The sequence below is a fragment of the Citrobacter youngae genome, from assembly GCF_003818115.1.
GTDB lineage: Bacteria > Pseudomonadota > Gammaproteobacteria > Enterobacterales > Enterobacteriaceae > Citrobacter > Citrobacter youngae.
The window spans coordinates 114,270-139,502 of sequence record NZ_RPOI01000023.1 but is presented as its reverse complement, the minus strand read 5'-3'; the positions used below and the strand labels follow the sequence as shown (position 1 = coordinate 139,502).

The 25,233-nt window shown below is 53.6% G+C and carries 25 protein-coding genes; 14 read left to right on the top strand and 11 right to left on the bottom strand.

What is annotated here, in order from left to right:
* Window positions 1–91: 91 nt before the first annotated feature.
* Complete coding sequence (gene waaA, locus EHN13_RS19205) at window positions 92–1,369, top strand: lipid IV(A) 3-deoxy-D-manno-octulosonic acid transferase (protein ID WP_048213717.1); 1,278 nt, start codon at window positions 92–94, stop codon at window positions 1,367–1,369.
* 8 nt (window positions 1,370–1,377) lie between these two features.
* Window positions 1,378–1,857, top strand: coding sequence for a pantetheine-phosphate adenylyltransferase (gene coaD, locus EHN13_RS19200; protein WP_048213718.1), 480 nt, complete (start codon window positions 1,378–1,380; stop codon window positions 1,855–1,857).
* Window positions 1,858–1,906: 49 nt separating this feature from the next.
* Here the strand turns inward: coaD and mutM are convergent, their stop codons facing one another.
* The 4 genes from mutM to radC all read right to left on the bottom strand — a co-directional run bounded on the left by mutM (window position 1,907) and on the right by radC (window position 4,125).
* On the bottom strand, window positions 1,907–2,716 hold the full coding sequence (gene mutM, locus EHN13_RS19195) for a bifunctional DNA-formamidopyrimidine glycosylase/DNA-(apurinic or apyrimidinic site) lyase (RefSeq protein WP_061066832.1): 810 nt from the start codon (window positions 2,714–2,716) through the stop codon (window positions 1,907–1,909).
* A gap of 98 nt (window positions 2,717–2,814) precedes the next feature.
* Window positions 2,815–2,982 carry a 50S ribosomal protein L33 gene (gene rpmG, locus EHN13_RS19190; protein WP_003024094.1) on the bottom strand — a complete coding sequence of 56 codons (168 nt, stop codon included), beginning with the start codon at window positions 2,980–2,982 and terminating at the stop codon, window positions 2,815–2,817.
* A gap of 22 nt (window positions 2,983–3,004) precedes the next feature.
* Window positions 3,005–3,241 carry a 50S ribosomal protein L28 gene (rpmB, locus tag EHN13_RS19185; protein WP_002436699.1) on the bottom strand — a complete coding sequence of 79 codons (237 nt, stop codon included), beginning with the start codon at window positions 3,239–3,241 and terminating at the stop codon, window positions 3,005–3,007.
* Window positions 3,242–3,459: 218 nt separating this feature from the next.
* Window positions 3,460–4,125, bottom strand: a complete 666-nt coding sequence (gene radC / locus EHN13_RS19180) for a RadC family protein (protein WP_124021909.1) — start codon at window positions 4,123–4,125, stop codon at window positions 3,460–3,462.
* 171 nt (window positions 4,126–4,296) lie between these two features.
* On the opposite strand from radC, the gene coaBC reads away from it, so the two are divergent.
* From coaBC to slmA, 3 genes are all read left to right on the top strand, one after another.
* Window positions 4,297–5,517 carry a bifunctional phosphopantothenoylcysteine decarboxylase/phosphopantothenate--cysteine ligase CoaBC gene (gene coaBC / locus EHN13_RS19175; protein ID WP_124021943.1) on the top strand — a complete coding sequence of 407 codons (1,221 nt, stop codon included), beginning with the start codon at window positions 4,297–4,299 and terminating at the stop codon, window positions 5,515–5,517.
* Window positions 5,495–5,953, top strand: a complete 459-nt coding sequence (gene dut / locus EHN13_RS19170) for a dUTP diphosphatase (protein ID WP_061066835.1) — start codon at window positions 5,495–5,497, stop codon at window positions 5,951–5,953. Before coaBC ends, dut begins: the two co-directional genes overlap by 23 nt.
* Window positions 5,954–6,069: 116 nt before the next feature.
* Entirely contained in the window at window positions 6,070–6,666 is a 597-nt protein-coding gene (slmA, locus tag EHN13_RS19160; protein ID WP_048213722.1) for a nucleoid occlusion factor SlmA, read from the top strand.
* 82 nt (window positions 6,667–6,748) lie between these two features.
* On the opposite strand, the gene pyrE is transcribed toward slmA, so the two are convergent.
* Window positions 6,749–7,390: an orotate phosphoribosyltransferase gene (gene pyrE, locus EHN13_RS19155; protein WP_061066836.1), complete on the bottom strand. Its 642-nt coding sequence runs from the start codon at window positions 7,388–7,390 to the stop codon at window positions 6,749–6,751.
* A 65-nt stretch (window positions 7,391–7,455) separates the two neighbouring features.
* On the bottom strand, window positions 7,456–8,172 hold the full coding sequence (gene rph / locus EHN13_RS19150) for a ribonuclease PH (RefSeq protein ID WP_003024054.1): 717 nt from the start codon (window positions 8,170–8,172) through the stop codon (window positions 7,456–7,458).
* A 125-nt stretch (window positions 8,173–8,297) separates the two neighbouring features.
* On the opposite strand from rph, the gene EHN13_RS19145 reads away from it, so the two are divergent.
* Together EHN13_RS19145 and EHN13_RS19140 are read left to right on the top strand one after the other, a co-directional pair.
* Window positions 8,298–9,161 carry a YicC/YloC family endoribonuclease gene (locus EHN13_RS19145; RefSeq protein WP_005122606.1) on the top strand — a complete coding sequence of 288 codons (864 nt, stop codon included), beginning with the start codon at window positions 8,298–8,300 and terminating at the stop codon, window positions 9,159–9,161.
* 258 nt (window positions 9,162–9,419) lie between these two features.
* The gene (locus tag EHN13_RS19140) at window positions 9,420–10,037 is read left to right on the top strand and encodes a trimeric intracellular cation channel family protein (RefSeq protein WP_003024049.1); all 618 of its coding nucleotides are present in this window, start codon (window positions 9,420–9,422) and stop codon (window positions 10,035–10,037) included.
* On the opposite strand, the gene ligB is transcribed toward EHN13_RS19140, so the two are convergent.
* Window positions 10,034–11,713: an NAD-dependent DNA ligase LigB gene (gene ligB, locus EHN13_RS19135; protein WP_124021908.1), complete on the bottom strand. Its 1,680-nt coding sequence runs from the start codon at window positions 11,711–11,713 to the stop codon at window positions 10,034–10,036. The two genes, EHN13_RS19140 and ligB, sit on opposite strands and share 4 nt — an antisense overlap.
* A gap of 261 nt (window positions 11,714–11,974) precedes the next feature.
* On the opposite strand from ligB, the gene gmk reads away from it, so the two are divergent.
* The 5 genes from gmk (at window position 11,975) to recG (ending at window position 17,967) form a co-directional block, all read left to right on the top strand.
* Window positions 11,975–12,598: a guanylate kinase gene (gene gmk, locus EHN13_RS19130; RefSeq protein WP_124021907.1), complete on the top strand. Its 624-nt coding sequence runs from the start codon at window positions 11,975–11,977 to the stop codon at window positions 12,596–12,598.
* Between the two features lie 54 nt (window positions 12,599–12,652).
* The gene (gene rpoZ / locus EHN13_RS19125; RefSeq protein ID WP_000135058.1) at window positions 12,653–12,928 is read left to right on the top strand and encodes a DNA-directed RNA polymerase subunit omega; all 276 of its coding nucleotides are present in this window, start codon (window positions 12,653–12,655) and stop codon (window positions 12,926–12,928) included.
* Window positions 12,929–12,946: 18 nt separating this feature from the next.
* The gene (gene spoT, locus EHN13_RS19120; protein WP_003024038.1) at window positions 12,947–15,061 is read left to right on the top strand and encodes a bifunctional GTP diphosphokinase/guanosine-3',5'-bis pyrophosphate 3'-pyrophosphohydrolase; all 2,115 of its coding nucleotides are present in this window, start codon (window positions 12,947–12,949) and stop codon (window positions 15,059–15,061) included.
* Between the two features lie 129 nt (window positions 15,062–15,190).
* On the top strand, window positions 15,191–15,880 hold the full coding sequence (gene trmH, locus EHN13_RS19115; protein WP_061066857.1) for a tRNA (guanosine(18)-2'-O)-methyltransferase TrmH: 690 nt from the start codon (window positions 15,191–15,193) through the stop codon (window positions 15,878–15,880).
* A gap of 5 nt (window positions 15,881–15,885) precedes the next feature.
* Complete coding sequence (recG, locus tag EHN13_RS19110; RefSeq protein ID WP_003837591.1) at window positions 15,886–17,967, top strand: ATP-dependent DNA helicase RecG; 2,082 nt, start codon at window positions 15,886–15,888, stop codon at window positions 17,965–17,967.
* A gap of 42 nt (window positions 17,968–18,009) precedes the next feature.
* Here recG and gltS read toward each other — a convergent pair whose 3' ends face one another.
* Complete coding sequence (gene gltS, locus EHN13_RS19105; RefSeq protein WP_003024029.1) at window positions 18,010–19,215, bottom strand: sodium/glutamate symporter; 1,206 nt, start codon at window positions 19,213–19,215, stop codon at window positions 18,010–18,012.
* Between the two features lie 225 nt (window positions 19,216–19,440).
* Between gltS and xanP the strand changes: the two genes are divergently transcribed.
* Both xanP and EHN13_RS19095 read left to right on the top strand, forming a co-directional pair.
* The gene (gene xanP / locus EHN13_RS19100; RefSeq protein WP_003024026.1) at window positions 19,441–20,832 is read left to right on the top strand and encodes a xanthine/proton symporter XanP; all 1,392 of its coding nucleotides are present in this window, start codon (window positions 19,441–19,443) and stop codon (window positions 20,830–20,832) included.
* Window positions 20,833–20,953: 121 nt separating this feature from the next.
* The gene (locus tag EHN13_RS19095; protein WP_003844524.1) at window positions 20,954–22,663 is read left to right on the top strand and encodes an AsmA family protein; all 1,710 of its coding nucleotides are present in this window, start codon (window positions 20,954–20,956) and stop codon (window positions 22,661–22,663) included.
* A gap of 42 nt (window positions 22,664–22,705) precedes the next feature.
* On the opposite strand, the gene EHN13_RS19090 is transcribed toward EHN13_RS19095, so the two are convergent.
* From EHN13_RS19090 to EHN13_RS19080, 3 genes are all read right to left on the bottom strand, one after another.
* Window positions 22,706–23,383: a D-lyxose/D-mannose family sugar isomerase gene (locus EHN13_RS19090; RefSeq protein WP_124021906.1), complete on the bottom strand. Its 678-nt coding sequence runs from the start codon at window positions 23,381–23,383 to the stop codon at window positions 22,706–22,708.
* A 49-nt stretch (window positions 23,384–23,432) separates the two neighbouring features.
* On the bottom strand, window positions 23,433–24,293 hold the full coding sequence (locus tag EHN13_RS19085; RefSeq protein WP_124021905.1) for a ketose-bisphosphate aldolase: 861 nt from the start codon (window positions 24,291–24,293) through the stop codon (window positions 23,433–23,435).
* A gap of 80 nt (window positions 24,294–24,373) precedes the next feature.
* The gene (locus EHN13_RS19080) at window positions 24,374–25,225 is read right to left on the bottom strand and encodes a class II fructose-bisphosphate aldolase (protein ID WP_124021904.1); all 852 of its coding nucleotides are present in this window, start codon (window positions 25,223–25,225) and stop codon (window positions 24,374–24,376) included.
* Window positions 25,226–25,233: the final 8 nt, after the last annotated feature.

The window sequence follows — 25,233 nt, the reverse complement described above, 5'->3', positions numbered from 1 at the left end:
GTACAGTTTCCTCAAAAAATCAGCAAAAATGATGGTAAAGCCATAGTTAAATACATAGAATCCCCAGCACATCCATAAGCCAGCTACTATTATGCTAGAATTGCTTTACACCGCCCTTTTCTACCTTATTCAGCCTTTGATCTGGATACGGCTTTGGGTGCGCGGACGTAAAGCTCCGGCGTACCGTAAACGCTGGGGTGAACGCTACGGTTTTTATCGCCGCCCACTGAAACCAGGCGGTATCATGCTCCATTCAGTTTCCGTGGGTGAAACGCTGGCAGCAATCCCATTAGTCCGCGCTCTGCGACATCGTTACCCGGATTTGCCGATCACGGTAACCACCATGACGCCAACCGGTTCAGAGCGCGTGCAATCTGCTTTTGGCACAGACGTTCAACATATTTATCTTCCCTATGATTTACCGGATGCGTTGAACCGTTTCCTGAATAAAGTTGACCCCAAACTGGTGTTAATTATGGAAACCGAGCTCTGGCCAAATCTGATCGCTGCACTGCATAAGCGCCATATCCCGCTGGTCATCGCCAACGCGCGCCTTTCCGCGCGTTCAGCCGCTGGCTACGCTAAATTAGGAAAATTTGTTAGCAGGCTATTACGCCGCATTACGCTGATTGCTGCGCAAAACGAAGAGGATGGCGCTCGCTTCATTACATTGGGTGCCAAAAGCAATCAGGTCACCGTCACCGGTAGCCTGAAGTTTGATATTTCTGTCACCCCACAGCTGGCCGCTAAAGCAGTTACGTTGCGACGCCAGTGGGCACCGCATCGCCCGGTATGGATTGCGACCAGCACGCATGACGGGGAAGAAAGCATCATCATCGCTGCTCATCAGGCGCTGTTACACCAGTTCCCGAATCTTTTATTGATTCTGGTTCCCAGACACCCTGAGCGCTTCCCGGATGCCATTAACCTCGTACGCCAGGCTGGTCTAAGCTTTACCACACGTTCTTCAGGCGAAGTGCCGTCCTCAAGTACCCAGGTGGTTATTGGCGACACGATGGGTGAGCTGATGCTACTGTACGGAATTGCCGATCTTGCTTTTGTCGGTGGCTCTCTGGTTGAGCGTGGTGGACACAACCCACTGGAAGCAGCGGCACATGCCATTCCCGTATTGATGGGCCCGCATACCTTTAACTTCAAAGACATTTGCGCCCGACTGGAACAGGCAAGTGGGTTGATCACCGTCACTGACGTCACCACGCTGGTGAAAGAGGTTTCGTCCCTTCTGACCGATGAAGATTATCGTAATTTTTATGGTCGCCATGCTGTTGAAGTACTGTACCAAAATCAGGGCGCGCTACAGCGTCTGCTGCAGCTGCTGGAACCTTACCTGCCACCCAAAACGCATTGAGGGCTGTCATGCAAAAACGGGCGATTTATCCAGGAACCTTCGATCCCATAACTAACGGCCATCTTGATATCGTGACACGTGCGACGAGCATGTTTGATCACGTGATCCTGGCAATTGCCGCAAGCCCCAGTAAAAAACCGATGTTCACGCTGGAAGAACGCGTTCAGCTGGCACAGCAGGCAACGGCGCATCTGGGTAATATAGAAGTCATGGGATTTAGCGATTTAATGGCAAACTTTGCCCGCGATAATCAGGCTAATATTCTGATTCGTGGCCTGCGTGCCGTGGCTGATTTTGAGTATGAAATGCAGCTGGCCCATATGAACCGTCATCTCATGCCGCAACTGGAAAGCGTCTTTTTGATGCCATCTAAAGAGTGGTCGTTTATTTCATCATCACTGGTTAAAGAAGTCGCCCGCCACCAGGGTGACGTAACCCACTTCCTGCCGAAAAATGTTCACCAGGCGCTAATGGATAAGTTGAAGTAGCGCATTTAGCCGGGTAAGCCAACAAGGTTTATCCGGCCTGCAATGAATATTATTTCTGACAGCGACGGCAGTAGAACGTTGTACGCTGAGCGTGTTTTGTCGCAATGACTGACGCTCCGCATACGCGACAGGGTTCGCCTTCTCTCCCATAGACCTGCAGCTCCTGAGCAAAATAGCCTGGCTTACCGTCACTTTGCAGAAAATCCTTCAGCGTCGTTCCACCCTGCTCGATAGAGCGCAGCAATACAGCCTTAATAACGCGTACCAGCAGCTCACACTCATCTTTCGACAGCGATGATGCCAGGCGGTCAGGATGAATACCAGCCGCAAAGAGAGACTCACTGGCGTAGATATTTCCCACCCCCACCACCAGCTTGTTATCCATCAGCCAGGGTTTTATCGCCGTTTTCTTCTTTGCGCATTTCTGCTGGAGATAAGCAGTGTTGAAATCGTCGCTCAGCGGCTCTGGGCCAAGATGAGCGAGCACATTATGTCCATCCAGTTCTTTTGTCCACAGCCAGGCGCCAAAACGCCGAGGATCGGTATACCGCAGAACTTTGCCATTACTCATCACTAAGTCGACGTGATCATGCTTTTCTGCGGGAAGTTCTTCAGGAAGAATACGCAGACTACCCGACATCCCCAGATGAATGATAATCCAGCCATCCGTCAGCTCCAGCAGCAGGTATTTCGCGCGGCGCTGTACGCTCAGGACAGGTTTATCGCTCAGACGATAGATTTCCTCGGATACCGGCCAGCGCAAACGACCATTACGCACAGTGGCGTGTAAAATCTTCGCCCCTACCAGATGCGGCTCAATACCACGGCGACTGGTTTCGACTTCAGGTAATTCAGGCATAGCATCTCCGGCGCTGTATCAGGTCTCATTAATATGGGGACGGCCAGAAAACAAAAAACCCCGCCGAGGCAGGGTTTTTCTTTACATCAAAACGAAAATTATTTGATTTTCGCTTCTTTGTACAGTACGTGCTGGCGTACAACTGGATCGAATTTTTTCAGTTCCAGTTTTTCCGGCTTAGTACGTTTGTTCTTCGTGGTGGTGTAGAAGTGACCTGTACCAGCAGAAGAAACCAGCTTGATTTTCTCGCGAATACCTTTAGCCATGATTTATTTCCTCTTTAAGTACTTAGTACTTTTCGCCACGGGCACGCAGTTCAGACAGAACTGTATCGATGCCTTTCTTATCGATTACACGCATACCTTTAGCAGATACGCGCAGGGTGACAAAACGCTTCTCGCTCTCAACCCAGAAACGGTGAGAGTGCAGGTTCGGCAGGAAACGGCGTTTAGTCGCGTTCAGTGCGTGGGAACGGTTGTTACCGGTCACCGGACGCTTGCCAGTAACTTGGCAGACTCGGGACATGTCTATTCTCCAAAAATCAAATTAGCTCGAGCTTCGTATGGGGTATCGGCGCCTCGTCAGGCTTTACAGCCCGGTCATCGCATAGTTCTAAGTGAACTCTCGATTGCCAGGCCCAAATGCCAAACCCGAGATTCTCAAAGGTGGCGTAGTATACGCTGACCCGGCGTTATGCTCAAGTCCCGAACAGACAAAGATCCCGATGGATCGCGTAAAGTGTGTTAAATCCAACCGCGTTCCGCAAAAGAAACGTACTCTCCGCGCCCAATTATCAGATGATCAAGCACCCGGATATCCATGAACTGACAGCATTTCACAACACGCTCGGTGATGAGTTTATCTGCTTTGCTCGGCTCTGCACACCCCGAAGGGTGATTATGCGCAAGGATCACCGCGGAAGCATTCATTTTTATCGCTGCGCGGACAATTTCTCGCGGATGCACCTCTACATGGCTAAGCGTCCCGGAAAAAAGTTTGCTGTGTTTTATCACTCGATGTTGTGAATCCATGAAGATCACCAAAAAGATCTCGCGCTCTTCTTGCGACAGCTGACTTTGCAGAAACTCACGTGCCATTTCCGGGCTAAGTATCGACCTTTCTTCTATCACCCGCACGTCGTAGTAACGTCTTGCCAACTCAGCAATTCCCTTAAGCTGAGCGTACTTCGCAAGGCCAATGCCCTGGACCAGGCTAAAATCCATGTAGTCAGCCGACAACAGACCGTAAAGCGAATCAAATTGTTGTAGCATTTCTTTCGCCAGCGTCAGGACATCTTTACCCAGCATCCCGGTGCGTAAAAAAAGCGCCAGCAGCTCAACGTCGGTCAGCGAGCCTGCCCCCTGCGCCAACAGCTTTTCCCGAGGCATTATACGTCCTGTATTTTCCATGCTTTCCCCTCCTTTCGCATCCGCATGGTGGCATAACACCAGCGGCAGATCGACGTTCTGTTCTCCATTCCTCGTGGCGCTTCGCAAAGTGGATCACGGTCAAAAGCACGATAAATGATGGAGTGTGATAAAATATCCGCCTTCTGGTGTAACCCAACAGGAAAGATCATGATGAGCCTGGCCGGTAAAAAAATCGTACTTGGCGTCAGTGGCGGTATTGCTGCGTACAAAACCCCTGAGCTGGTGCGTCGTTTACGGGAACGCGGCGCAGACGTCCGCGTGGCGATGACCGAAGCGGCAAAAGCCTTTATTACCCCCCTGAGCTTACAGGCAGTTTCGGGCTATCCGGTATCTGACAGCCTGCTCGACCCCGCTGCCGAAGCCGCGATGGGCCATATTGAGCTGGGGAAATGGGCCGATTTGGTTATTCTGGCTCCCGCGACGGCAGACCTGATTGCCCGCATTGCCGCCGGTATGGCTAACGATCTGGTGTCTACGATTTGTCTGGCAACACCCGCGCCTGTTGCCGTGCTGCCGGCCATGAACCAGCAGATGTATCGCGCTGCCGCGACCCAGCACAATCTGGGCATTCTTGCTTCGCGCGGTTTGCTCATTTGGGGCCCTGACAGCGGTAGCCAGGCATGTGGTGATATCGGTCCTGGACGTATGCTGGATCCGTTAACGATTGTGGATATGGCGGCAGAACATTTTTCACCTGTCAACTCCCTGCAACATCTCAACATCATGATTACGGCGGGCCCGACGCGTGAACCGCTTGATCCCGTGCGGTATATTTCCAACCACAGCTCCGGGAAAATGGGATTTGCTATCGCGGCCGCTGCAGCAAAACGCGGGGCAAACGTCACGCTGGTGTCGGGTCCGGTTTCGTTACCCACACCGCCATTTGTCCAGCGCGTTGATGTGGTGACCGCACTGGAAATGGAAGCCGCCGTGCAATCTGCGGTGCAACAACAGCATATTTTTATCGGCTGCGCCGCAGTCGCGGATTACCGCGCTGAAACTGTCGCCCACGAAAAAATCAAAAAACAGGCGACGCAGGGCGATGAATTAACAGTAAAAATGGTCAAGAACCCGGATATTATTGCCGGCGTTGCCGCACTGGATGCTAACCGTCCCTTTGTCGTTGGGTTTGCCGCCGAAACAAATAATGTGGAAGAATATGCCCGGCAAAAACGCCTCCGCAAAAACCTTGATGTGATCTGTGCAAACGATGTTTCGCTTTCTACTCAAGGATTTAACAGCGATAGCAACGCATTACACCTTTTTTGGCAGGATGGAGATAAAGTCTTACCGCTTGAGCGCAAAGAACTCCTGGGCCAATTATTACTCGACGAGATCGTGACCCGTTATGATGAAAAAAATCGACGTTAAAATTCTGGACCCGCGCGTAGGGAAACAATTTCCGCTCCCGACGTACGCCACCTCTGGTTCTGCCGGACTTGACCTGCGAGCCTGTCTTGATGACGCCGTAGAACTGGCGCCTGGCGCAACGACGCTGGTGCCAACTGGGTTAGCCATCCATATCGCCGATCCCTCACTGGCCGCGGTGATGTTGCCACGCTCTGGTCTGGGTCATAAGCACGGTATCGTACTGGGTAACCTGGTCGGTTTGATTGATTCCGACTATCAGGGTCAGCTGATGGTATCCATCTGGAACCGTGGCCAGGATAGCTTCACCATTGAACCAGGTGAACGTATTGCACAGATGGTCTTTGTACCGGTTGTGCAGGCTGAATTTAATCTGGTGGAAGAGTTTGAAGCCACCGATCGTGGCGAAGGCGGCTTCGGCCATTCCGGGCGCAAGTAACCCGTAAAGAAGCATCCCGTAGCGTAATAACGCAATAACATACCGCAAACAGTCGTTTGCGGTCGCTGTGTGGATGCCTGCCTGGCAAGTGCTTATTTTCAGGGGTATTTTGTAACATGGTAGAAAAGCAAACTGCGAAAAGGAATCGTCGCGAAGAAATACTTCAGTCGCTGGCGCTGATGCTGGAATCCAGTGATGGAAGCCAGCGTATCACGACAGCAAAACTGGCAGCCTCTGTGGGCGTTTCCGAAGCGGCATTGTATCGCCATTTTCCCAGCAAGACCCGCATGTTCGATAGCCTGATTGAGTTTATCGAAGATAGTCTGATTACCCGTATCAATCTGATCTTAAAAGATGAAAAGGACACCGGCGCACGTCTGCGTCTGATCGTTCTGCTGATTTTAGGGTTCGGTGAACGTAACCCCGGTCTGACGCGCATTCTGACCGGGCATGCGCTCATGTTTGAACAGGATCGTCTGCAAGGCCGTATTAACCAGCTTTTTGAACGTATTGAGGCACAGTTGCGCCAGGTTCTGCGAGAAAAAAGAATGCGTGAAGGCGAAGGTTACGCCGTAGATGAAACGCTGCTGGCCAGTCAGTTACTGGCTTTCTGTGAAGGTATGTTATCTCGTTTCGTGCGCAGCGAATTTAAATACCGTCCAACGGATGACTTTGACACCCGCTGGCCGTTGGTTGCCGCACAGTTGCAGTAACGACTTCGTTTTATCCGGCCTACGTAAGCCGTAGGCCCGGTAAGTGCGTAGGCCGGATAAGCGCAGCGCCATCCGGCAGTTCTTATACCCCAAACTCTTCGCGATACGCCCGTACTGCGGCCAGGTGTTCTGCCATTTCAGGTTTTTCTTCCAGATAAGCAATCAGATCTTTCAGGGTAATGATAGAAATCACCTTGCAACCATAATCGCGTTCCACTTCCTGAATCGCTGAAATTTCGCCGCGGCCGCGCTCCTGACGATCGAGAGAAATGAGTACCCCTGCCAACGTCGCGCCATTTGCCTGGATTATCTCCATGGATTCACGAATCGCAGTACCGGCAGTGATCACGTCATCCACCAGCATGACACGCCCCTCAAGTGCGCTACCGACCAGATTGCCACCTTCACCGTGGGTCTTCGCCTCTTTACGGTTAAAGCAGTACGGCAAATCTTTATCGTGGTGTTCAGCCAGCGCAACGGCCGTTGTAGTCGCAATCGGAATACCTTTGTACGCTGGGCCAAACAGCAAATCGAACTCAATACCGGAATCCACCAGCGCTTCAGCGTAAAAACGGCCTAACAGAGCCAGGTCGCGCCCGGTATTAAACAGTCCGGCGTTGAAGAAATAGGGGCTTTTACGCCCGGATTTCAGCGTAAACTCGCCAAACTTTAGTACCTGCTTGCTAAGCGCAAACTCAATAAACTGGCGCTGATACGGTTTCATGGATTCGCTCCTCATCTCACTTTATTACAGACAAAAAAAAGGCGACTCATCAGTCGCCTTTAAAATCAATTTTCTAACGCCGCCTTCTGCGTCGCTACAATGGATTCGATTCCCCCTCGGGCCAACGCCAGTAGGGTGAGAAGTTCTTCATGGCTGAATGGCTCGCCTTCCGCCGTGCCTTGTACTTCAATAATACGGCCGTCTTCAGTCATCACCACGTTCATGTCGGTTTCTGCGGCAGAATCTTCAACGTACTCGAGGTCACAGAGCGCTTCACCGTTAACAATCCCCACGGAAACCGCTGCAACCATCCCTTTCATCGGGTTAGTTTTCAGTTTACCGCTCGCGACCAGCTTGTTCAGCGCATCAGCTAACGCAACACATGCACCGGTAATTGATGCGGTGCGCGTACCGCCATCTGCCTGGATAACATCGCAATCCAGCGTAATGGTGAACTCACCGAGCGTCTTCAGATCAACAGCGGCGCGCAGCGCGCGAGCGATCAGACGCTGGATTTCCATGGTACGACCGCCCTGCTTACCTTTTGCCGCTTCACGGGCGTTACGGGTGTGCGTGGCGCGTGGCAGCATGCCATATTCTGCGGTGATCCAACCCTGGCCCTGACCTTTCAGAAAACGCGGTACGCCTTCATCAATAGAAGCGGTACACAGCACTTTGGTATCACCAAATTCGACCAGCACGGAGCCTTCAGCGTGTTTTGTATAATTACGGGTCAGGGTGACGGGACGCACCTGATTGGCACTACGACCTGCTGGACGCATGATAAAATCTCCGGCTTGAAACGAATGTGGCTGCGCATTATACGGACTTCCGACTGTTATTCCTATCCTGACAAGACGTGGATGGCTATAATCCTCCCATCTCATCTTTAAAAACAGGAACGTCTATGATCCGCAGCATGACCGCTTACGCCCGGCGTGAAATCAAGGGTGAATGGGGTAGCGCTACCTGGGAAATGCGCTCGGTAAACCAGCGTTATCTGGAAACTTATTTTCGCCTGCCGGAACAGTTCCGTAGTCTCGAACCCGTAGTTCGCGAACGTATTCGCACGCGTCTGACGCGCGGTAAAGTCGAATGTACGCTGCGTTTTGAGCCTGATGCCAGCGCTCAGGGCGAGCTGATTCTGAATGAAAAACTCGCTAAACAGCTCGTTAGCGCTGCTAACTGGGTCAAAATGCAGAGTGATGAAGGTGAAATTAACCCGGTTGATATCCTGCGTTGGCCTGGCGTAATGGCAGCCCAGGAGCAAGATCTGGACGCCATTGCCGCCGAAATCCTCGCCGCGCTTGACGGTACGCTGGATGACTTCGTCGTCGCGCGTGAAACCGAAGGTCAGGCGCTAAAAGCGCTGATCGAGCAGCGTCTGGAAGGCGTCAGCGCTGAAGTCACCAAAGTGCGCGCACATATGCCGGAAATCCTGCAATGGCAGCGCGAGCGTCTGGTAGCCAAACTGGAAGATGCTCAGGTGCAGCTGGAAAATAACCGCCTTGAGCAAGAGCTGGTGCTGATGGCACAGCGTATCGACGTGGCTGAGGAACTGGATCGCCTGGAAGCCCACGTCAAAGAAACCTACAACATCCTGAAGAAAAAAGAGGCCGTTGGCCGTCGTCTGGACTTCATGATGCAGGAATTCAACCGTGAGTCGAACACTCTGGCATCAAAGTCTATCAATGCCGAAGTGACTAATTCCGCGATTGAACTGAAGGTATTGATCGAGCAAATGCGCGAACAGATTCAGAATATCGAGTAAGTCACCATCTCACGTAGCCCGTCAATAAACGGCGGCGCTACGTGCCTTTCCCGACGCTTCAGTTCTCATCTATGCGACCAGAATTATATTTTCTCATCATTTATCATCACCACCCATATCACAAAGCGCATGCCATAACGTGTTTACAACAATTTCGCATTAGCTGTAGTTATTAAAATCACTTCACCTTAGAAAATCTCAATCGTGACAGTGCGCACAAATCGTTAACCTTAGCCCCCAGCAAATCAGGGGGAATACATGCTGTTACACGTTTTATATTTAATTGGTATTACTGCCGAAGCCATGACCGGTGCGCTTGCGGCTGGGCGTCGTCGTATGGATACATTTGGCGTCATTATCATTGCCACCGCGACAGCCATTGGCGGTGGTTCAGTACGCGATATTCTTCTCGGCCATTATCCGCTCGGCTGGGTAAAGCACCCTGAATACGTCATTATCGTAGCCACTGCCGCGGTACTGACCACCATTATTGCTCCCGTTATGCCCTATCTGCGTAAAATATTCCTCGTATTGGATGCGCTGGGCCTGGTGGTCTTTTCTATTATTGGCGCTCAGGTGGCGCTGGATATGGGCCATGGTCCGATTATCGCCGTGGTCGCTGCGGTCACTACCGGGGTTTTCGGCGGCGTATTACGCGATATGTTCTGTAAACGCATCCCGCTGGTGTTCCAGAAAGAACTGTATGCCGGCGTATCATTTGCCGCTGCCGTGCTGTACATCGTGCTGCAGCATTATGTCTCCAGCCACGATGTAGTAGTTATCTCCACCCTGCTTTTCGGCTTTACCGCCCGACTACTGGCGCTGCGCCTGAAGTTAGGTCTGCCGGTATTTTACTATCGCCATGAAGGCCATTAAGGCATAAAGCCCGCGATCCGCTGAGCAGCTAACCAGTTGCTCAGCGCTGTGATCTCCCTATTCTCCAGCCACTGCATCACCTGCCGAGCCCGCCGCTCCCCCATGAAAGGAAGCTGCCGCCAGCTTTGTTCATCGCGTTCTTGCAATTGCTGCCACGAACCATCCCTGCAGGCATTCAGCGTTGCCTGTGTTAACGGTATTCCCATGGCAATCACCCAGCGCGTGAACGGAAGATCGCGTGACAGGTTGAATTGATGCCATAACTTCTCCCCTTTGCTTACACCAAATGTGGATTGTAGTTGTTCCTGAGTTAGCCCGAGCCAGGAAAAGATATGCTCAAAGCGATACGCCTGGTGGAGCTCCCGCCATCCCGCCTCGCCGATGCCCTCGAGCCCTAAGACCTCTTTGGCCCCCAGCCAGACCAGCCTTGCGACAAACTGCGCATAACACTCCCGGGTAGCATAAAAACAGGTTAATGAATTGAAGCGACCCTCAGGTGGCGTTGGCTTAGTACGTTGAGTACTGCGCCAGACGACTTCGTCTATACGGGGGATCCCCTGCCCGGCAAGGCTTATCAGAATCTGATCGCCAGGTGCGATATCCCATTCATTCCAGCGTCGGACAGAGCCAATATTGACGCGCTGCACCCGCTTATCATCCAGCATGACGGGCTTCAACATAGCAACAACGGCAATTTTCCCGCTTTTGCCAACAGAGAACTGAATACCCGTCACCTCAGACACTATGGCCACGGGAGGATATTTCCACGCTGCCAGCCAGTCTCCCTGTCCAGGGAGCCAGTATCGCGCCTGCGGCTCTTTTCCCGTTCGCACAACTACGCCATCCGTCACAAAAGGTAATGCTGAACTCCACCAACTGGCGCGTGCTTGCTCGACATCATCTGCACTCTTCACGGCCCTGGTAAAATGTTGCGTAAAACTGAAACCGGCAGCAGTGAGTTGTTCCAGTCTTTCCGACATGGCAGCCGGTCCATCGGGCCACGCCCAGATAAAAATAGCCAGCGAGCGTAACATTTCCGGATTGCTCTGGCGCATCATCATTCCAGCAACTTTTGAACGGGCGTTCATTCCCCCTCTCTGCTGTTGGATATGCCCTTCCTGCTGTAAAAATATCTCACCCTGCAGAGTACTGTTAGCGAGCTGTCCCTTGGTGATATGGGGTACGGAAGGGATCTGAAGAACCTTTTGCGTCCAGTCTTCACCTTTCAGGCCGTTACCACGGCTAATCGCCCGGACCAAATTGCCATTGCGATAAACCAGCGTCACCGCCACACCATCCACCTTCGGCTGTACCCAGAGATCGCTGCGGGCTTTCATCCATTGCTGTAGCGCTTGCTTATCGGCAAGTTTTCGAACTCCCGTATGGGGAACAGGGTGCGAGACGGTGCCACTTATTGGGGGCGCAGACAGATCTGTTTTGGCTTCATCGCCAAAACAACGTTGCCATTGGATGAGTTGCGCATTGAGCTGGTCATAAACGCCGTCGTCTACGGCACTTTCACCCTGTTTCCAGTAACTGTCATTCCACTGTGTTATCTGCTGCTGTAGTCGTGAAATTTCCTCATTTGCCCGGGCAGGCGACCAGACGGGGCAAACCGCCCATACAGGTAAATTCCAGACCAGCAAAACCAGCCCTATGCATTTCCATGATCCCATGCTACCTCCGCTGAACACTGCATTTCCCGGCAGATATAGCGCGAAGTGAAAGGGAAGCAGAGCGGCAAATATTCACTCTGCGGGCAGCATTCCTGACATTTGCACGTATTGCTGCAAATCGCGGATAAAACAGGAAACTGGTACGCAAAACGCAATAAACATGCGCAAAAAGTGTGACAAAGGCTACGTAGCAAAGCGGCTACGTGTATAATAAGCCCGTATGTAGGCTCTCTTTCGACAATCACATACATTAAGATACTCATGGCTCAAGGCACGCTTTATATTGTTTCTGCCCCCAGTGGCGCGGGTAAATCCAGCCTGATTCAGGCTTTATTAAAGACCCAACCGTTGTATGACACCCAGGTTTCTGTTTCGCACACCACGCGCGCACCGCGCCCGGGGGAAGTGCACGGTGAACACTATTTCTTTGTGAACCATGATGAATTCAGAACCATGATTGGCAGAGACGCGTTCCTGGAACACGCGGAGGTTTTCGGTAATTACTACGGCACCTCACGTGAAACCATTGAGCAAGTATTGGCATCCGGCGTAGACGTCTTTTTAGATATCGACTGGCAAGGTGCGCAGCAAATTCGTGAAAAAATGCCGCATGCGCGCAGTATTTTTATTTTGCCGCCATCTAAGATTGAGTTGGATCGCCGTCTGCGTGGCCGCGGTCAGGATAGCGAAGACGTGATCGCAAAACGTATGGCGCAAGCTGTTGCAGAAATGAGCCATTACGCCGAATATGATTATCTTATTGTGAACGATGATTTCGATACCGCCCTGGGCGATTTGAAAACCATCATTCGCGCCGAACGTCTGCGCATGAACCGCCAAAAGCAGCGTCATGACGCTTTAATCAGCAAACTGTTGGCAGACTGAACCCACATTCAGTATCATGCCCAGTCATTTCTTCACCTGTGGAGCATTTTAAGTATGGCACGCGTAACTGTTCAGGACGCTGTAGAGAAAATTGGTAACCGTTTTGACCTGGTACTGGTCGCCGCGCGTCGCGCTCGTCAGATGCAGGTAGGCGGAAAGGATCCGCTCGTACCGGAAGAAAACGATAAAACTACCGTTATCGCGCTGCGCGAAATCGAAGAAGGTCTGATCAACAACCAGATCCTCGACGTGCGTGAGCGCCAGGAACAGCAAGAGCAGGAAGCCGCTGAATTACAAGCCGTTACCGCTATTGCTGAAGGTCGTCGTTAATCACAAAGCGGGTCGCCCTTGTATCTGTTTGAAAGCCTGAATCAACTGATTCAAAACTACCTGCCGGAAGACCAGATTAAGCGTCTTCGGCAGGCGTATCTCGTTGCACGTGACGCTCACGAGGGCCAGACACGTTCAAGCGGTGAACCCTATATCACGCACCCGGTAGCGGTAGCCTGCATTCTGGCCGAGATGAAACTCGACTACGAAACGCTGATGGCTGCGCTGCTGCATGACGTGATTGAAGATACCCCAGCCACCTACCAGGACATGGAGCAGCTTTTTGGTAAAAGCGTTGCAGAGCTGGTAGAGGGGGTATCGAAGCTTGATAAGCTTAAGTTTCGCGATAAGAAAGAGGCGCAAGCTGAAAACTTTCGCAAGATGATTATGGCGATGGTGCAGGATATCCGCGTCATTCTCATCAAACTTGCTGACCGTACCCACAATATGCGCACGCTGGGCTCATTACGCCCGGACAAGCGTCGCCGCATCGCCCGTGAAACCCTCGAAATCTATAGTCCGCTGGCACACCGTTTAGGTATTCATCACATTAAAACCGAGCTGGAAGAGCTGGGTTTTGAAGCGCTGTACCCGAACCGCTATCGCGTGATTAAAGAAGTGGTTAAAGCCGCTCGCGGTAACCGTAAAGAGATGATCCAAAAAATCCTCTCGGAAATCGAAGGGCGTTTGCAAGAGGCAGGCATTCCGTGTCGCGTAAGCGGGCGTGAGAAGCACCTGTACTCTATCTACTGCAAAATGGTGCTCAAAGAGCAGCGTTTTCACTCCATCATGGATATCTACGCTTTTCGCGTTATCGTTCATGATTCCGATACCTGCTATCGCGTACTCGGCCAGATGCATAGCCTGTACAAACCACGTCCTGGTCGCGTGAAAGACTATATCGCCATTCCAAAAGCGAACGGATATCAGTCTTTGCACACCTCAATGATCGGCCCTCACGGCGTTCCGGTTGAAGTACAGATTCGTACTGAAGACATGGACCAGATGGCAGAGATGGGTGTCGCAGCGCACTGGGCTTACAAAGAACACGGCGGCGAAAGCAGCACCACTGCGCAAATCCGCGCTCAGCGCTGGATGCAAAGCCTGCTGGAACTGCAGCAGAGCGCCGGTAGCTCATTTGAATTTATTGAAAGCGTCAAATCTGATCTCTTCCCGGATGAGATTTATGTTTTCACACCGGAAGGGCGCATTGTCGAACTGCCCGCTGGTGCAACGCCTGTCGACTTCGCCTACGCCGTGCATACCGATATCGGTCACGCCTGCGTCGGCGCGCGCGTCGACAGACAGCCTTACCCGCTTTCACAACCGCTCTTTAGCGGTCAGACAGTTGAGATTATTACCGCCCCGGGTGCGCGCCCGAATGCAGCATGGCTCAACTTCGTCGTCAGTTCGAAAGCGCGCGCCAAAATTCGCCAGTTGCTGAAAAACCTCAAGCGCGATGATTCCGTGAGTCTGGGTCGTCGACTGCTCAACCATGCACTGGGCGGTAGCCGTAAACTGGCTGAGATCCCGCCAGAGAGCATCCAGCGTGAGCTTGAGCGCATGAAGCTCGCCACGCTTGACGATCTGCTCGCAGAAATCGGTCTGGGTAACGCCATGAGCGTGGTGGTAGCGAAAAACCTCCAGCAGGGCGAAGCAACAGCGAACGTCCCAGCACAATCTGGCCATGGTCATCTGCCGATCAAAGGCGCAGACGGCGTGCTGATCACCTTCGCGAAATGCTGCCGTCCAATTCCAGGCGATCCCATCATTGCCCACGTCAGTCCGGGCAAAGGTCTGGTGATTCACCATGAGTCCTGCCGTAATATTCGTGGCTACCAGAAAGAGCCAGAGAAATTTATGGCGGTGGAATGGGATAAAGAAACAGAGCAGGAATTCATCACCGAGATTAAGGTGGATATGTTTAACCACCAGGGTGCTCTGGCGAACCTGACGGCGGCAATTAACACGACCACCTCCAATATTCAAAGTTTGAATACGGAAGAGAAAGATGGCCGCGTTTATAGCGCCTTTATTCGCCTGACCGCTCGCGATCGCGTGCACCTGGCGAATATCATGCGCAAAATTCGCGTCATGCCGGACGTGATAAAAGTCACCCGTAACCGAAACTAATTTTCTACACGAAATCATTCGAATTGCATCAAGGCGGCAAACGAATGAATCCCCATGAGCGTACTAAAGTACGTGATTGGGGTGAGTGAGAGCAGCTAACGCCGAGGCAATTTGAAGGATGATGTGTATATGAATGAACAGCGCTATGCACGTATCCGCGAGATGCTCGCACGTCGTCAGCCCGATCTGACCGTCTGCATGGAGCAGGTTCACAAACCTCATAACGTTTCTGCGATTATTCGTACTGCAGATGCGGTCGGCGTGCATGAAGTCCACGCCGTCTGGCCGGGTAGTCGTATGCGCACCATGGCCTCTTCTGCCGCAGGCAGCAACAGTTGGGTGCAGGTGAAAACTCACCTTACCATTGGCGATGCGGTCACACATTTAAAAAGCCAGGGCATGCAGGTCCTGGCAACCCATCTGTCAGATAAAGCCGTGGATTTTCGCGAGATTGATTACACGCGTCCCACCTGCATCCTGATGGGCCAGGAGAAAACCGGCATCACTCAGGAAGCGTTGGATCTGGCTGATCAGGACATCATCATTCCCATGACTGGCATGGTGCAGTCGCTGAACGTTTCGGTCGCCTCCGCGCTGATTCTGTACGAAGCACAGCGCCAGCGGCAAAACGCTGGGATGTACCGACGAGAAAACAGCATGCTGCCACAAGACGAGCAGCAGCGCTTACTGTTTGAAGGCGGCTATCCGGTGCTGGCGAATGTCGCTAAGCGCAAAGGCCTTCCCTACCCTCACGTAAACACGCAGGGCGAAATTGAAGCCGATGCAACGTGGTGGGCCACTATGCAGTCTGCGAGATAAACGCGATGAAAGGCCGTTTACTGGATGCCATCCCACTCAACTCTCTGACCGGCGTTGGCGCAGCGCAAAGCAGTAAACTGGCGAAAATTGGCCTGCACACCGTACAGGACCTCCTGCTACACCTCCCCCTGCGTTACGAAGACCGTACCCATCTGTACCCAATTGGCGAACTGCTGCCGGGCGTCTATGCCACCGTTGAAGGCGAAGTGCTGAACTGCAATATCACCTTCGGCGGTCGCCGGATGATGACCTGTCAGATCAGCGATGGTTCCGGCATTCTCACCATGCGCTTTTTCAATTTCAGCGCAGCAATGAAAAACAGTCTCGCCACCGGGCGTCGGGTACTGGCCTATGGCGAAGCCAAACGCGGGAAATACGGCGCAGAGATGATCCACCCGGAATACCGCGTGCAGGGCGATCTCAGCACGCCGGAATTGCAGGAAACTCTCACTCCGGTTTACCCGACAACCGAAGGCGTGAAGCAGGCCACGCTGCGCAAGCTGACCGATCAGGCACTGGATCTGCTCGATACCTGCGCCATTGCCGAACTGCTGCCACCAGAGCTGTTACAGGGCATGATGAGCCTGCCCGAAGCACTGCGCACGTTGCACCGCCCCCCACCGTCGCTGCAACTCAGCGATCTGGAAACAGGACAACATCCGGCGCAGCGACGTCTGATTCTCGAAGAACTGCTCGCACATAACCTCAGCATGCTGGCATTACGCGCCGGGGCGCAGCGTTTTCATGCCCAGCCGTTAAGTGCTAACAACGCGCTAAAAGATAAGCTGTTGGCAGCATTGCCGTTCAAACCTACTGGCGCGCAAGCTCGCGTCACCGCGGAGATAGAACGCGACATGGCGCTGGATGTGCCGATGATGCGCCTGGTGCAGGGCGATGTCGGCTCCGGTAAAACCCTGGTTGCAGCGTTAGCCGCCCTGCGAGCTATCGCACATGGTAAGCAGGTTGCGCTGATGGCCCCCACCGAATTATTGGCTGAACAACATGCGAATAACTTCCGCAGCTGGTTCGCGCCACTGGGCGTTGAAGTGGGCTGGCTGGCGGGCAAACAGAAAGGCAAAGCGCGTCTGGCGCAACAGGAAGCCATCGCCAGCGGTCAGGTGCAGATGATTGTCGGTACTCATGCAATTTTCCAGGAACAGGTTCAGTTCAACGGTCTGGCACTGGTTATCATCGACGAACAGCACCGCTTCGGGGTGCATCAACGTCTGGCGCTGTGGGAAAAAGGTCAGCAGCAGGGTTTCCACCCGCACCAGCTCATCATGACCGCCACGCCGATTCCGCGCACCCTGGCGATGACGGCCTATGCTGACCTCGACACATCGGTCATTGACGAACTGCCTCCGGGACGTACGCCGGTCACCACGGTCGCCATTCCGGATACCCGCCGCAGCGATATTATTGATCGCGTGCGCAACGCCTGTACCCACGAAGCGCGCCAGGCATACTGGGTCTGTACGCTGATTGAAGAGTCTGATCTGTTAGAAGCTCAGGCAGCAGAAGCAACGTGGGAAGAGCTTAAGATTGCGCTGCCAGAACTCAATATTGGCCTGGTACACGGCCGTATGAAGCCCGCCGAGAAGCAGTCAGTAATGGCGGCCTTTAAGCAGGGTGAACTGCATCTGTTGGTTGCCACCACGGTGATTGAAGTGGGCGTGGACGTGCCAAACGCCAGCCTGATGATTATTGAAAACCCGGAGCGCCTGGGCCTGGCCCAGCTGCATCAACTACGTGGCCGCGTAGGTCGTGGCGCGGTGGCCTCCCACTGCGTCCTGCTGTACAAATCACCGCTGTCAAAAACTGCGCAAAAACGCCTGCAGGTTCTGCGCGACAGCAACGACGGATTCGTGATTGCGCAAAAAGATTTAGAGATCCGCGGCCCCGGCGAGCTGTTAGGTACTCGCCAGACCGGAACGGCAGAATTCAAGGTCGCAGATTTACTGCGTGATCAGGCGATTATCCCGGAAGTTCAGCGCATTGCTCGCCATATTCACGAACGTTATCCGCAACAGGCCGTGGCGCTAATAGAGCGCTGGATGCCGGAAACCGAACGCTACTCCAACGCATAGTCGATTCATAGCGGCGGCGGATGTTACCCCGCCGCACAGCCGTTATTGCGCAAAAATCGGTAACAGCAGATACAGCTTAATCACCAGTGCGTTGACGATATCGATAAAGAATGCCCCCACCATCGGCACCACCAGAAACGCCATATGGGATGGCCCAAAGCGTTCGGTAATCGCCTGCATGTTGGCAATCGCCGTCGGCGTCGCGCCGAGGCCAAAACCGCAGTGTCCGGCAGCCAGCACAGCGGCATCGTAGTTCTTACCCATCATGCGCCAGGTAACGAATATCGCATACAGCGCCATGAAAATGGTCTGCACAACCAGGATTGCCAGCATCGGCAAGGCCAGAGAAGCCAGCTCCCACAGCTTCAGGCTCATCAGCGCCATCGCCAGGAACAGCGACAGGCTAACGTTACCCAGCACAGAAACCGCACGCTCGAACACCCGATAAAAGCCCAGTAGTGCCAGACCGTTACTGAGGATCACCCCAACAAACAGCACGCAAACGAAGGTCGGCAGTTCCAGCACCGTTCCAACCAGCATTTGCGCAACGATTTTACCCACCGTCAGACAGATAGCGATCAGCGCGATGGTTTCAATCAACACCAGTGAGGTGATCATGCGCCCAACGTCCGGCTTTTCAAATGCGGTCGGCACAGCCTGATCGTCCGGCATACCGTCTGGCGTGGTGGAGTGTTTGACCAGATAGCGCGCCACCGGACCGCCAATCAGCCCACCCAGCACCAGGCCAAACGTTGCGCAAGCCATCGCCACTTCAGTCGCATTGGTGAAGCCATAACGTTCAATAAACAGCTTGCTCCATGCTGCCCCGGTTCCATGTCCACCAGAGAGGGTGATCGAGCCAGCGATCAGACCCATCAGCGGGTCCAGACCCAGCAGGGTCGCCATACCAATACCGATTGCGTTTTGCATCAGCAACAGGCCAACAACCACAATCAGAAAAATACCCACCACGCGGCCGCCAGCACGCAAACTTGCGATATTGGCGTTCAGACCGATAGTGGCGAAGAAGGCCAGCATCAACGGATCACGCAGGGTCATATCGAAGTTAACTTCCCAACCCATGCTTTTTTTCAGCACCAGCAGCGCAATCGCCACCAGCAGGCCGCCCGCTACGGGTTCGGGAATGGTGTATTTTTTCAGGAAGGAAACAGACTGGACGAGCTTACGTCCCAGCAGCAACACAAGGGTTGCCGCAACCAGCGTTGATAACGTATCGAGATAAAACATTTACAGCTCCATTAGTGCGTTTAGCACAATCACGCACGATGCATTCCAGACCGATTTTTAGCTCTTATTGAGTTTTCGGGGTGGATTTTAAGCAGAAAATGATGAAAAGTTATATAAAAATGTTTGTTTATCCGTTTTAAATATTAAAAACACCTGCTAGCAAACGTTTGCTTTTCTGCCCTGGTCAGATAAAATCACCGCTTTTCCACCATGGGATTGCCTCTGATGTCCGTTAACGCCGTAGAGTCAACAAATGCGCAACCGGTTGCGCAGACTCACAACAGTGAACTGATTTACCGTCTTGAAGATCGCCCCCCGTTAGCCCAGACCTTGTTTGCCGCCTGTCAGCATCTGTTGGCCATGTTCGTCGCGGTAATTACTCCCGCTCTGTTAATTTGCCAGGCGCTTGGTTTACCGGCTCAGGATACTCAACACATTATCAGTATGTCGCTGTTCGCCTCCGGCGTAGCTTCTATCATTCAGATCAAAGCCTGGGGGCCGGTAGGCTCAGGGCTGCTATCCATTCAGGGCACCAGCTTTAACTTTGTTGCGCCACTGATTATGGGCGGTACGGCGCTAAAAACCGGTGGCGCAGATGTCCCAACCATGATGGCGGCGCTGTTCGGTACGCTGATGCTGGCAAGCTGCACCGAGATGGTTATCTCACGCGTACTGCATCTGGCGCGGCGGATCATTACCCCATTGGTCTCAGGCGTGGTGGTGATGATTATCGGCCTGTCGCTGATTCAGGTGGGTCTGACATCGATTGGTGGTGGCTATGCCGCAATGAGCGACAACACCTTTGGTGCACCGAAAAATTTACTGTTGGCAGGCGTGGTGCTGGCACTAATCATCCTGCTTAACCGTCAACGCAATCCTTACCTGCGTGTTGCGTCATTGGTGATTGCGATGGCGGCAGGCTATCTGCTGGCCTGGTTTATGGACATGCTGCCGCAAAATACCGCACCGGTAAGCCAGGACCTGCTAATGGTGCCAACGCCGCTGTATTATGGCCTGGGTATCGACTGGAGTTTACTGCTGCCGCTGATGCTGGTCTTTATGATCACCTCGCTGGAAACCATCGGCGATATTACGGCCACCTCTGATGTCTCCGAGCAGCCGGTTTCTGGTCCGCTGTATATGAAACGCCTGAAAGGCGGCGTGCTGGCGAACGGTCTGAACTCGTTTGTTTCCGCTGTGTTCAACACCTTCCCGAACTCCTGTTTTGGGCAGAACAACGGGGTTATTCAATTAACGGGCGTTGCCAGCCGCTACGTCGGTTTTGTGGTGGCGTTGATGTTGATCGCGCTGGGCCTGTTCCCGGCGGTTAGCGGTTTTGTACAGCATATTCCTGAGCCAGTACTGGGCGGGGCAACGCTGGTAATGTTCGGTACTATCGCCGCATCCGGCGTGCGTATTGTGTCCCGCGAGCCACTGAACCGCCGCGCGATTCTGATTATCGCGTTGTCGCTGGCCGTCGGCCTGGGCGTCTCCCAGCAGCCGTTGATCCTGCAGTTCGCCCCGGACTGGGTGAAAAACCTGCTCTCTTCCGGCATTGCCGCAGGCGGTATTACCGCTATCGTTCTGAACCTGGTGTTCCCGCCAGAGAAGCAATAAGCAAAATGCGGCGTTGATTCTGAATCAACGCCGCTGTAACGCTCTTTCACCATTCCCGCCTTGAGCATTGCGTCTAAATCGTGCATAACTTGACTATGTGCACTTCGCGGGATGGAAGACCATGAAATTTATTGGAAAGCTGCTTCTTTACGTGCTGATCGCCCTTGCAGTGGCGATCCTCGGCCTTTATTTTCTACTGCAAACCCGCTGGGGCGCAGAGCACGTCAGTGCCTGGGTTTCACAGAACAGCAGCTACCATCTGGCCTTTGATGCCATCGATCACCGGTTTTCTTCCCCTTCCCATATTCTGCTGGAAAACGTCACCTTTGGCCGGGATGGTCAGCCCGCCACGCTGGTCGCCAAAACGGTCGATATTGGACTCAGTAGCCGCCAAATCACCGACCCGCTGCACGTAGACACCATTTTGTTGCAAAACGGCACGCTGAATCTTTCCCAGCAAACCGCGCCGTTACCGTTTCAGGCCGATCGCCTGCAATTGCAGGATATGGCGCTTAACAGCCCCGGTAGCGAGTGGAACCTCAGCGCCCAGCGCGTTAACGGCGGCGTCATTCCCTGGAGCCCTGAAGCAGGTAAAATTCTCGGCAGCAAAGCGCAAATTCAGCTCAGCGCCAGTTCGTTGACGCTCAACGATGTCCCGACCACCAACGTCTTGATTGAAGGCAGCATTGACCATGACCGGGTGACGCTTAGCAATATTGGCGCAGACGTGGCGCGTGGAGCATTAACCGGCGTAGCGCAACGCAATGCCGACGGGAGCTGGGTAGTGGAGAATCTGCGCCTGAACGATATCCGGCTGCAAAGCGACAAATCGCTGGCCGACTTTTTTGCCCCGTTAAGCACCATTCCTTCCCTGCAAATTGGTCGTCTGGAAGTAACGGATGCCCGTCTGCAAGGCCCTGACTGGGCGGTGACGGATCTCGATCTGAGCTTGCGCAACATGACCTTCAGCAAGGACGACTGGCAAACTCAGGAAGGAAAATTGTCGATGAACGCCAGCGAGTTTATCTACGGCTCTCTGCACTTCTTCGATCCGATTCTGAACGCCGAGTTCTCACCACAGGGCATTGCGCTGCGCCAGTTCACCACCCGCTGGGAAGGCGGTATGGTCAGAACATCCGGAAACTGGCTACGCAGCAACAAAGCGCTGGTCCTCGATGATGCCGCTATTGCCGGTCTGGAATACACGCTACCGGAAAACTGGAAGCAGCAGTGGATGAAACCTCTGCCAACATGGCTAAACAGCCTGACGCTGAAGAAATTCAGCGCCAGCCGCAATCTGGTAATTGATATCGACCCGAGTTTCCCGTGGCAGCTCACCGCGCTTGACGGTTACGGCGCTAACCTCGGGCTGGTACAGAACAATCAGTGGGGGATCTGGAGCGGGAGCGCCACCCTCAACGCCGCTGCTGCTACCTTTAACCGCACGGATGTACGTCGTCCTTCGCTGGCGCTGACGGCGAACAACAGCACCATCAATATCAGTGAACTGAGCGCCTATACGGAAAAAGGGCTGCTGGAGGCCACTGCCAGTATTTCGCAGTTGCCTCAGCGCCAGGCTCAGATCAGCCTGAACGGACGCGGCGTGCCAATGACGATCCTGCAGCAGTGGGGCTGGCCCGCACTGCCGCTTTCCGGTGATGGTAATATTCAGCTTACCGCCAGCGGCAATATTCAGGCCGATGCGCCGCTCAAGCCAACGGTCAGCGGGCAACTGCATGCGGTGAACGTGGAGAAACAGCAGGTCACGCAGACTATGCAGGCGGGTGTGGTTTCAGGGAGTGAAGTCACAGCACCACCACCTGCGCAATAATTTATTGCCCGGTGGCGCTTCGCTTACCGGGCTTACTCACGCTCATAAACGAATATATTCACTGCACAACAGCCACTTCACCGGCTCATCCTCTTCAATCGCCGGGAAGCGACCGCCAGGTTCCAGAAAGTGGTTGTCATGCTGGTCGTCATTGACCATCGAGATTTCCCAGCCCAGCACGAACGCCTTCTCCGCCCAAAAGCGATGATACAAGCGCGGCGGCAGGCACACCCCCTGTCCCGGTTTCAATACCAGCGTCTCGCCAGCGTCAACGGTACGCCGCTGACCATCGACGCTAACTTCAACAATACGCCGTGCGTCATACCCGTCATCAGGCGTGGCCCATGCCAGCTGCATACATAAGTCACCGCCGCCGCGATTCACGATATCTTCCATTTTATGGCGATGAAAATGCCATGGTGTTTGCTGATCCTGCTGAATTTGCAGCATCTTTTCGGCGTACGGTTTGGGGTAATTAGCTGAGCCTGGCAGACCATTGCGCAACGTCAGTAACGTCAGTCCCGTTTGCGCAAAATCTCCACGCCCAAAGTCGGTAATATCCCAGCCCAACTGGAGATCGCGCACTTCACGCCACAGAGATTGATCCTGTTGCCGCCAGGCATCGATCGTAAAATACGCAAAATCAGGCAGACAGATCCGAAAAGTCTCGGCGATGGCATGCGCTTTATCGACGGCATAATTAATATGTGAACGCTTCATTCCACTTTTCCTTGTTGCGAAAGAGGCGGGTCGCCCCGCCTGCATGCCGTTAGTAAAGTGATGCTTTGCCGGTTGAACCGAACAATTTCATTTTGTGGCGGATCACGTCACGCGCGGCGCTAATGGCTTCTGGGTAGATTACGTTCGGGTCCCACCAGGTTTCTTTCGCCAGGATTTCGCGGACTTTCTGGAAGTAGGCGTATTTCATATCACTGGAAATGTTGATTTTGCCAACACCCAGCGTCACGGATTCGGCAATTTCCGCATCCGGATTCGCTGAACCACCGTGCAACACCAGCGGAATGTCTACACGCCCGGCGATATCGCGCAGGATGTTCATTTGCAGCTCTGGCTGCATCCCTTTCGGGTAGATCCCGTGTGCCGTACCAATCGCCACCGCCAGCGTGTCTGCGCCGGTGCGGGCGATAAAATCCTGAGCCTGAGCAGGATCGGTATAGGTGACCTTCGACACGCCGCCTTCCACTGACGTCCCGGTCTGACCAATCGTACCCAACTCCCCTTCCACAGAAACACCTACCGCATGCGCCAGCTTGACCACTTCGCGGGTCAGCGCCACGTTCTCTTCATACGGCAGCAGCGAGCCATCAATCATCACCGAGGTAAACCCACACTGAATCGCCCGCAGCACATGCTCAACCGAAGCACCGTGGTCCAGATGCAGAGTAAACGGCACTGGGCTACGCATCGTGATATCACGGACGTAGCTAAAAAACGCATCGCCGACAAAATCATGTTCGCTGGGGTGAATGGAGATAATCGCCGGGGTGTTGGTCGCTTCCGCTTCTTCCACAACTGCACGTACAAAGCAGCTGTCCGCCACGTTGAATGCGCCGATGGCAAAACCGTGCTGACGGGTAGGTTGCAGTAATTCTTTCATCGAAACTAACATGTTAATTCTCCAGTTTCAGGGTGTAGAAAGCCCTGCCAGTGCGTCATCGCAGAGGCATAGAAGGCGTTACAGAAAATGAATCAGGCTTTGCCGATAGCGCCGCTGGCCTGCAGGTACGGAATAATGGCTTCCTCGCAGGCCTGCTCCATCAGGGTCAGAGCATCAACAAGTTCACCGGATGTGTCACGACACAGGGTATGCAGCAGCGCAGCCTTTCCGGCTTCAAAGACCGCTGCGCCAACGTTTATCTTGGCGACGCCAAACATCGGACAGCGCTGTAGCTGATCAAACGGCGTCCCGCTGCCGCCATGCAGCGCCAGAGGTACCGTTGATAACCGGGCAATTTCCTCCAGCCGCTGGAAATCAATGGCTGGCGTAACGCCCGGCGCGTACATGCCGTGCGCCGTACCCACCGACACCGCCAGCAAATCGATCCCGGTCTGTTGGATAAAGGGTTCCACGTCGGCGGCCTGAGTCATCAAATCAGCGTTAGCGGCATGGTCATAGCGCGGAGCATCGGCCAGATGGCCCAGCTCGCCTTCCACGCACAGAGAAACGCTGGCTGCGAGCTCAACCACTGCACGGGTCTGGCGAATATTCTCCTCCAGCGCAAAGGCGGAGGCATCGATCATTAACCCGCTGAATCCGGCGCGAAAAGCCTGACGAATGCGTACAGGATCCTTTCCATGATCCAGCGCCAGCGCGACCGGTACCGAGGCTTCCTCTGCCAGCGTTTTGACGACCGCAGCGGCTATCGGGGCCGGAAAATGCTCCAGATGCCCCTGATACAGATTCAGAATGATGGGCGCACGGTGTTTCTCTGCCACCCGAACCGCCGCGCGGGCGCTTTCCAGGTTCATACAGTTGATGGCCAGCAGCGCGTACTGCTCGCGCCAGGCTTTCGCCACCATGCTTTTCATATCGGCAAACATACGGCCTC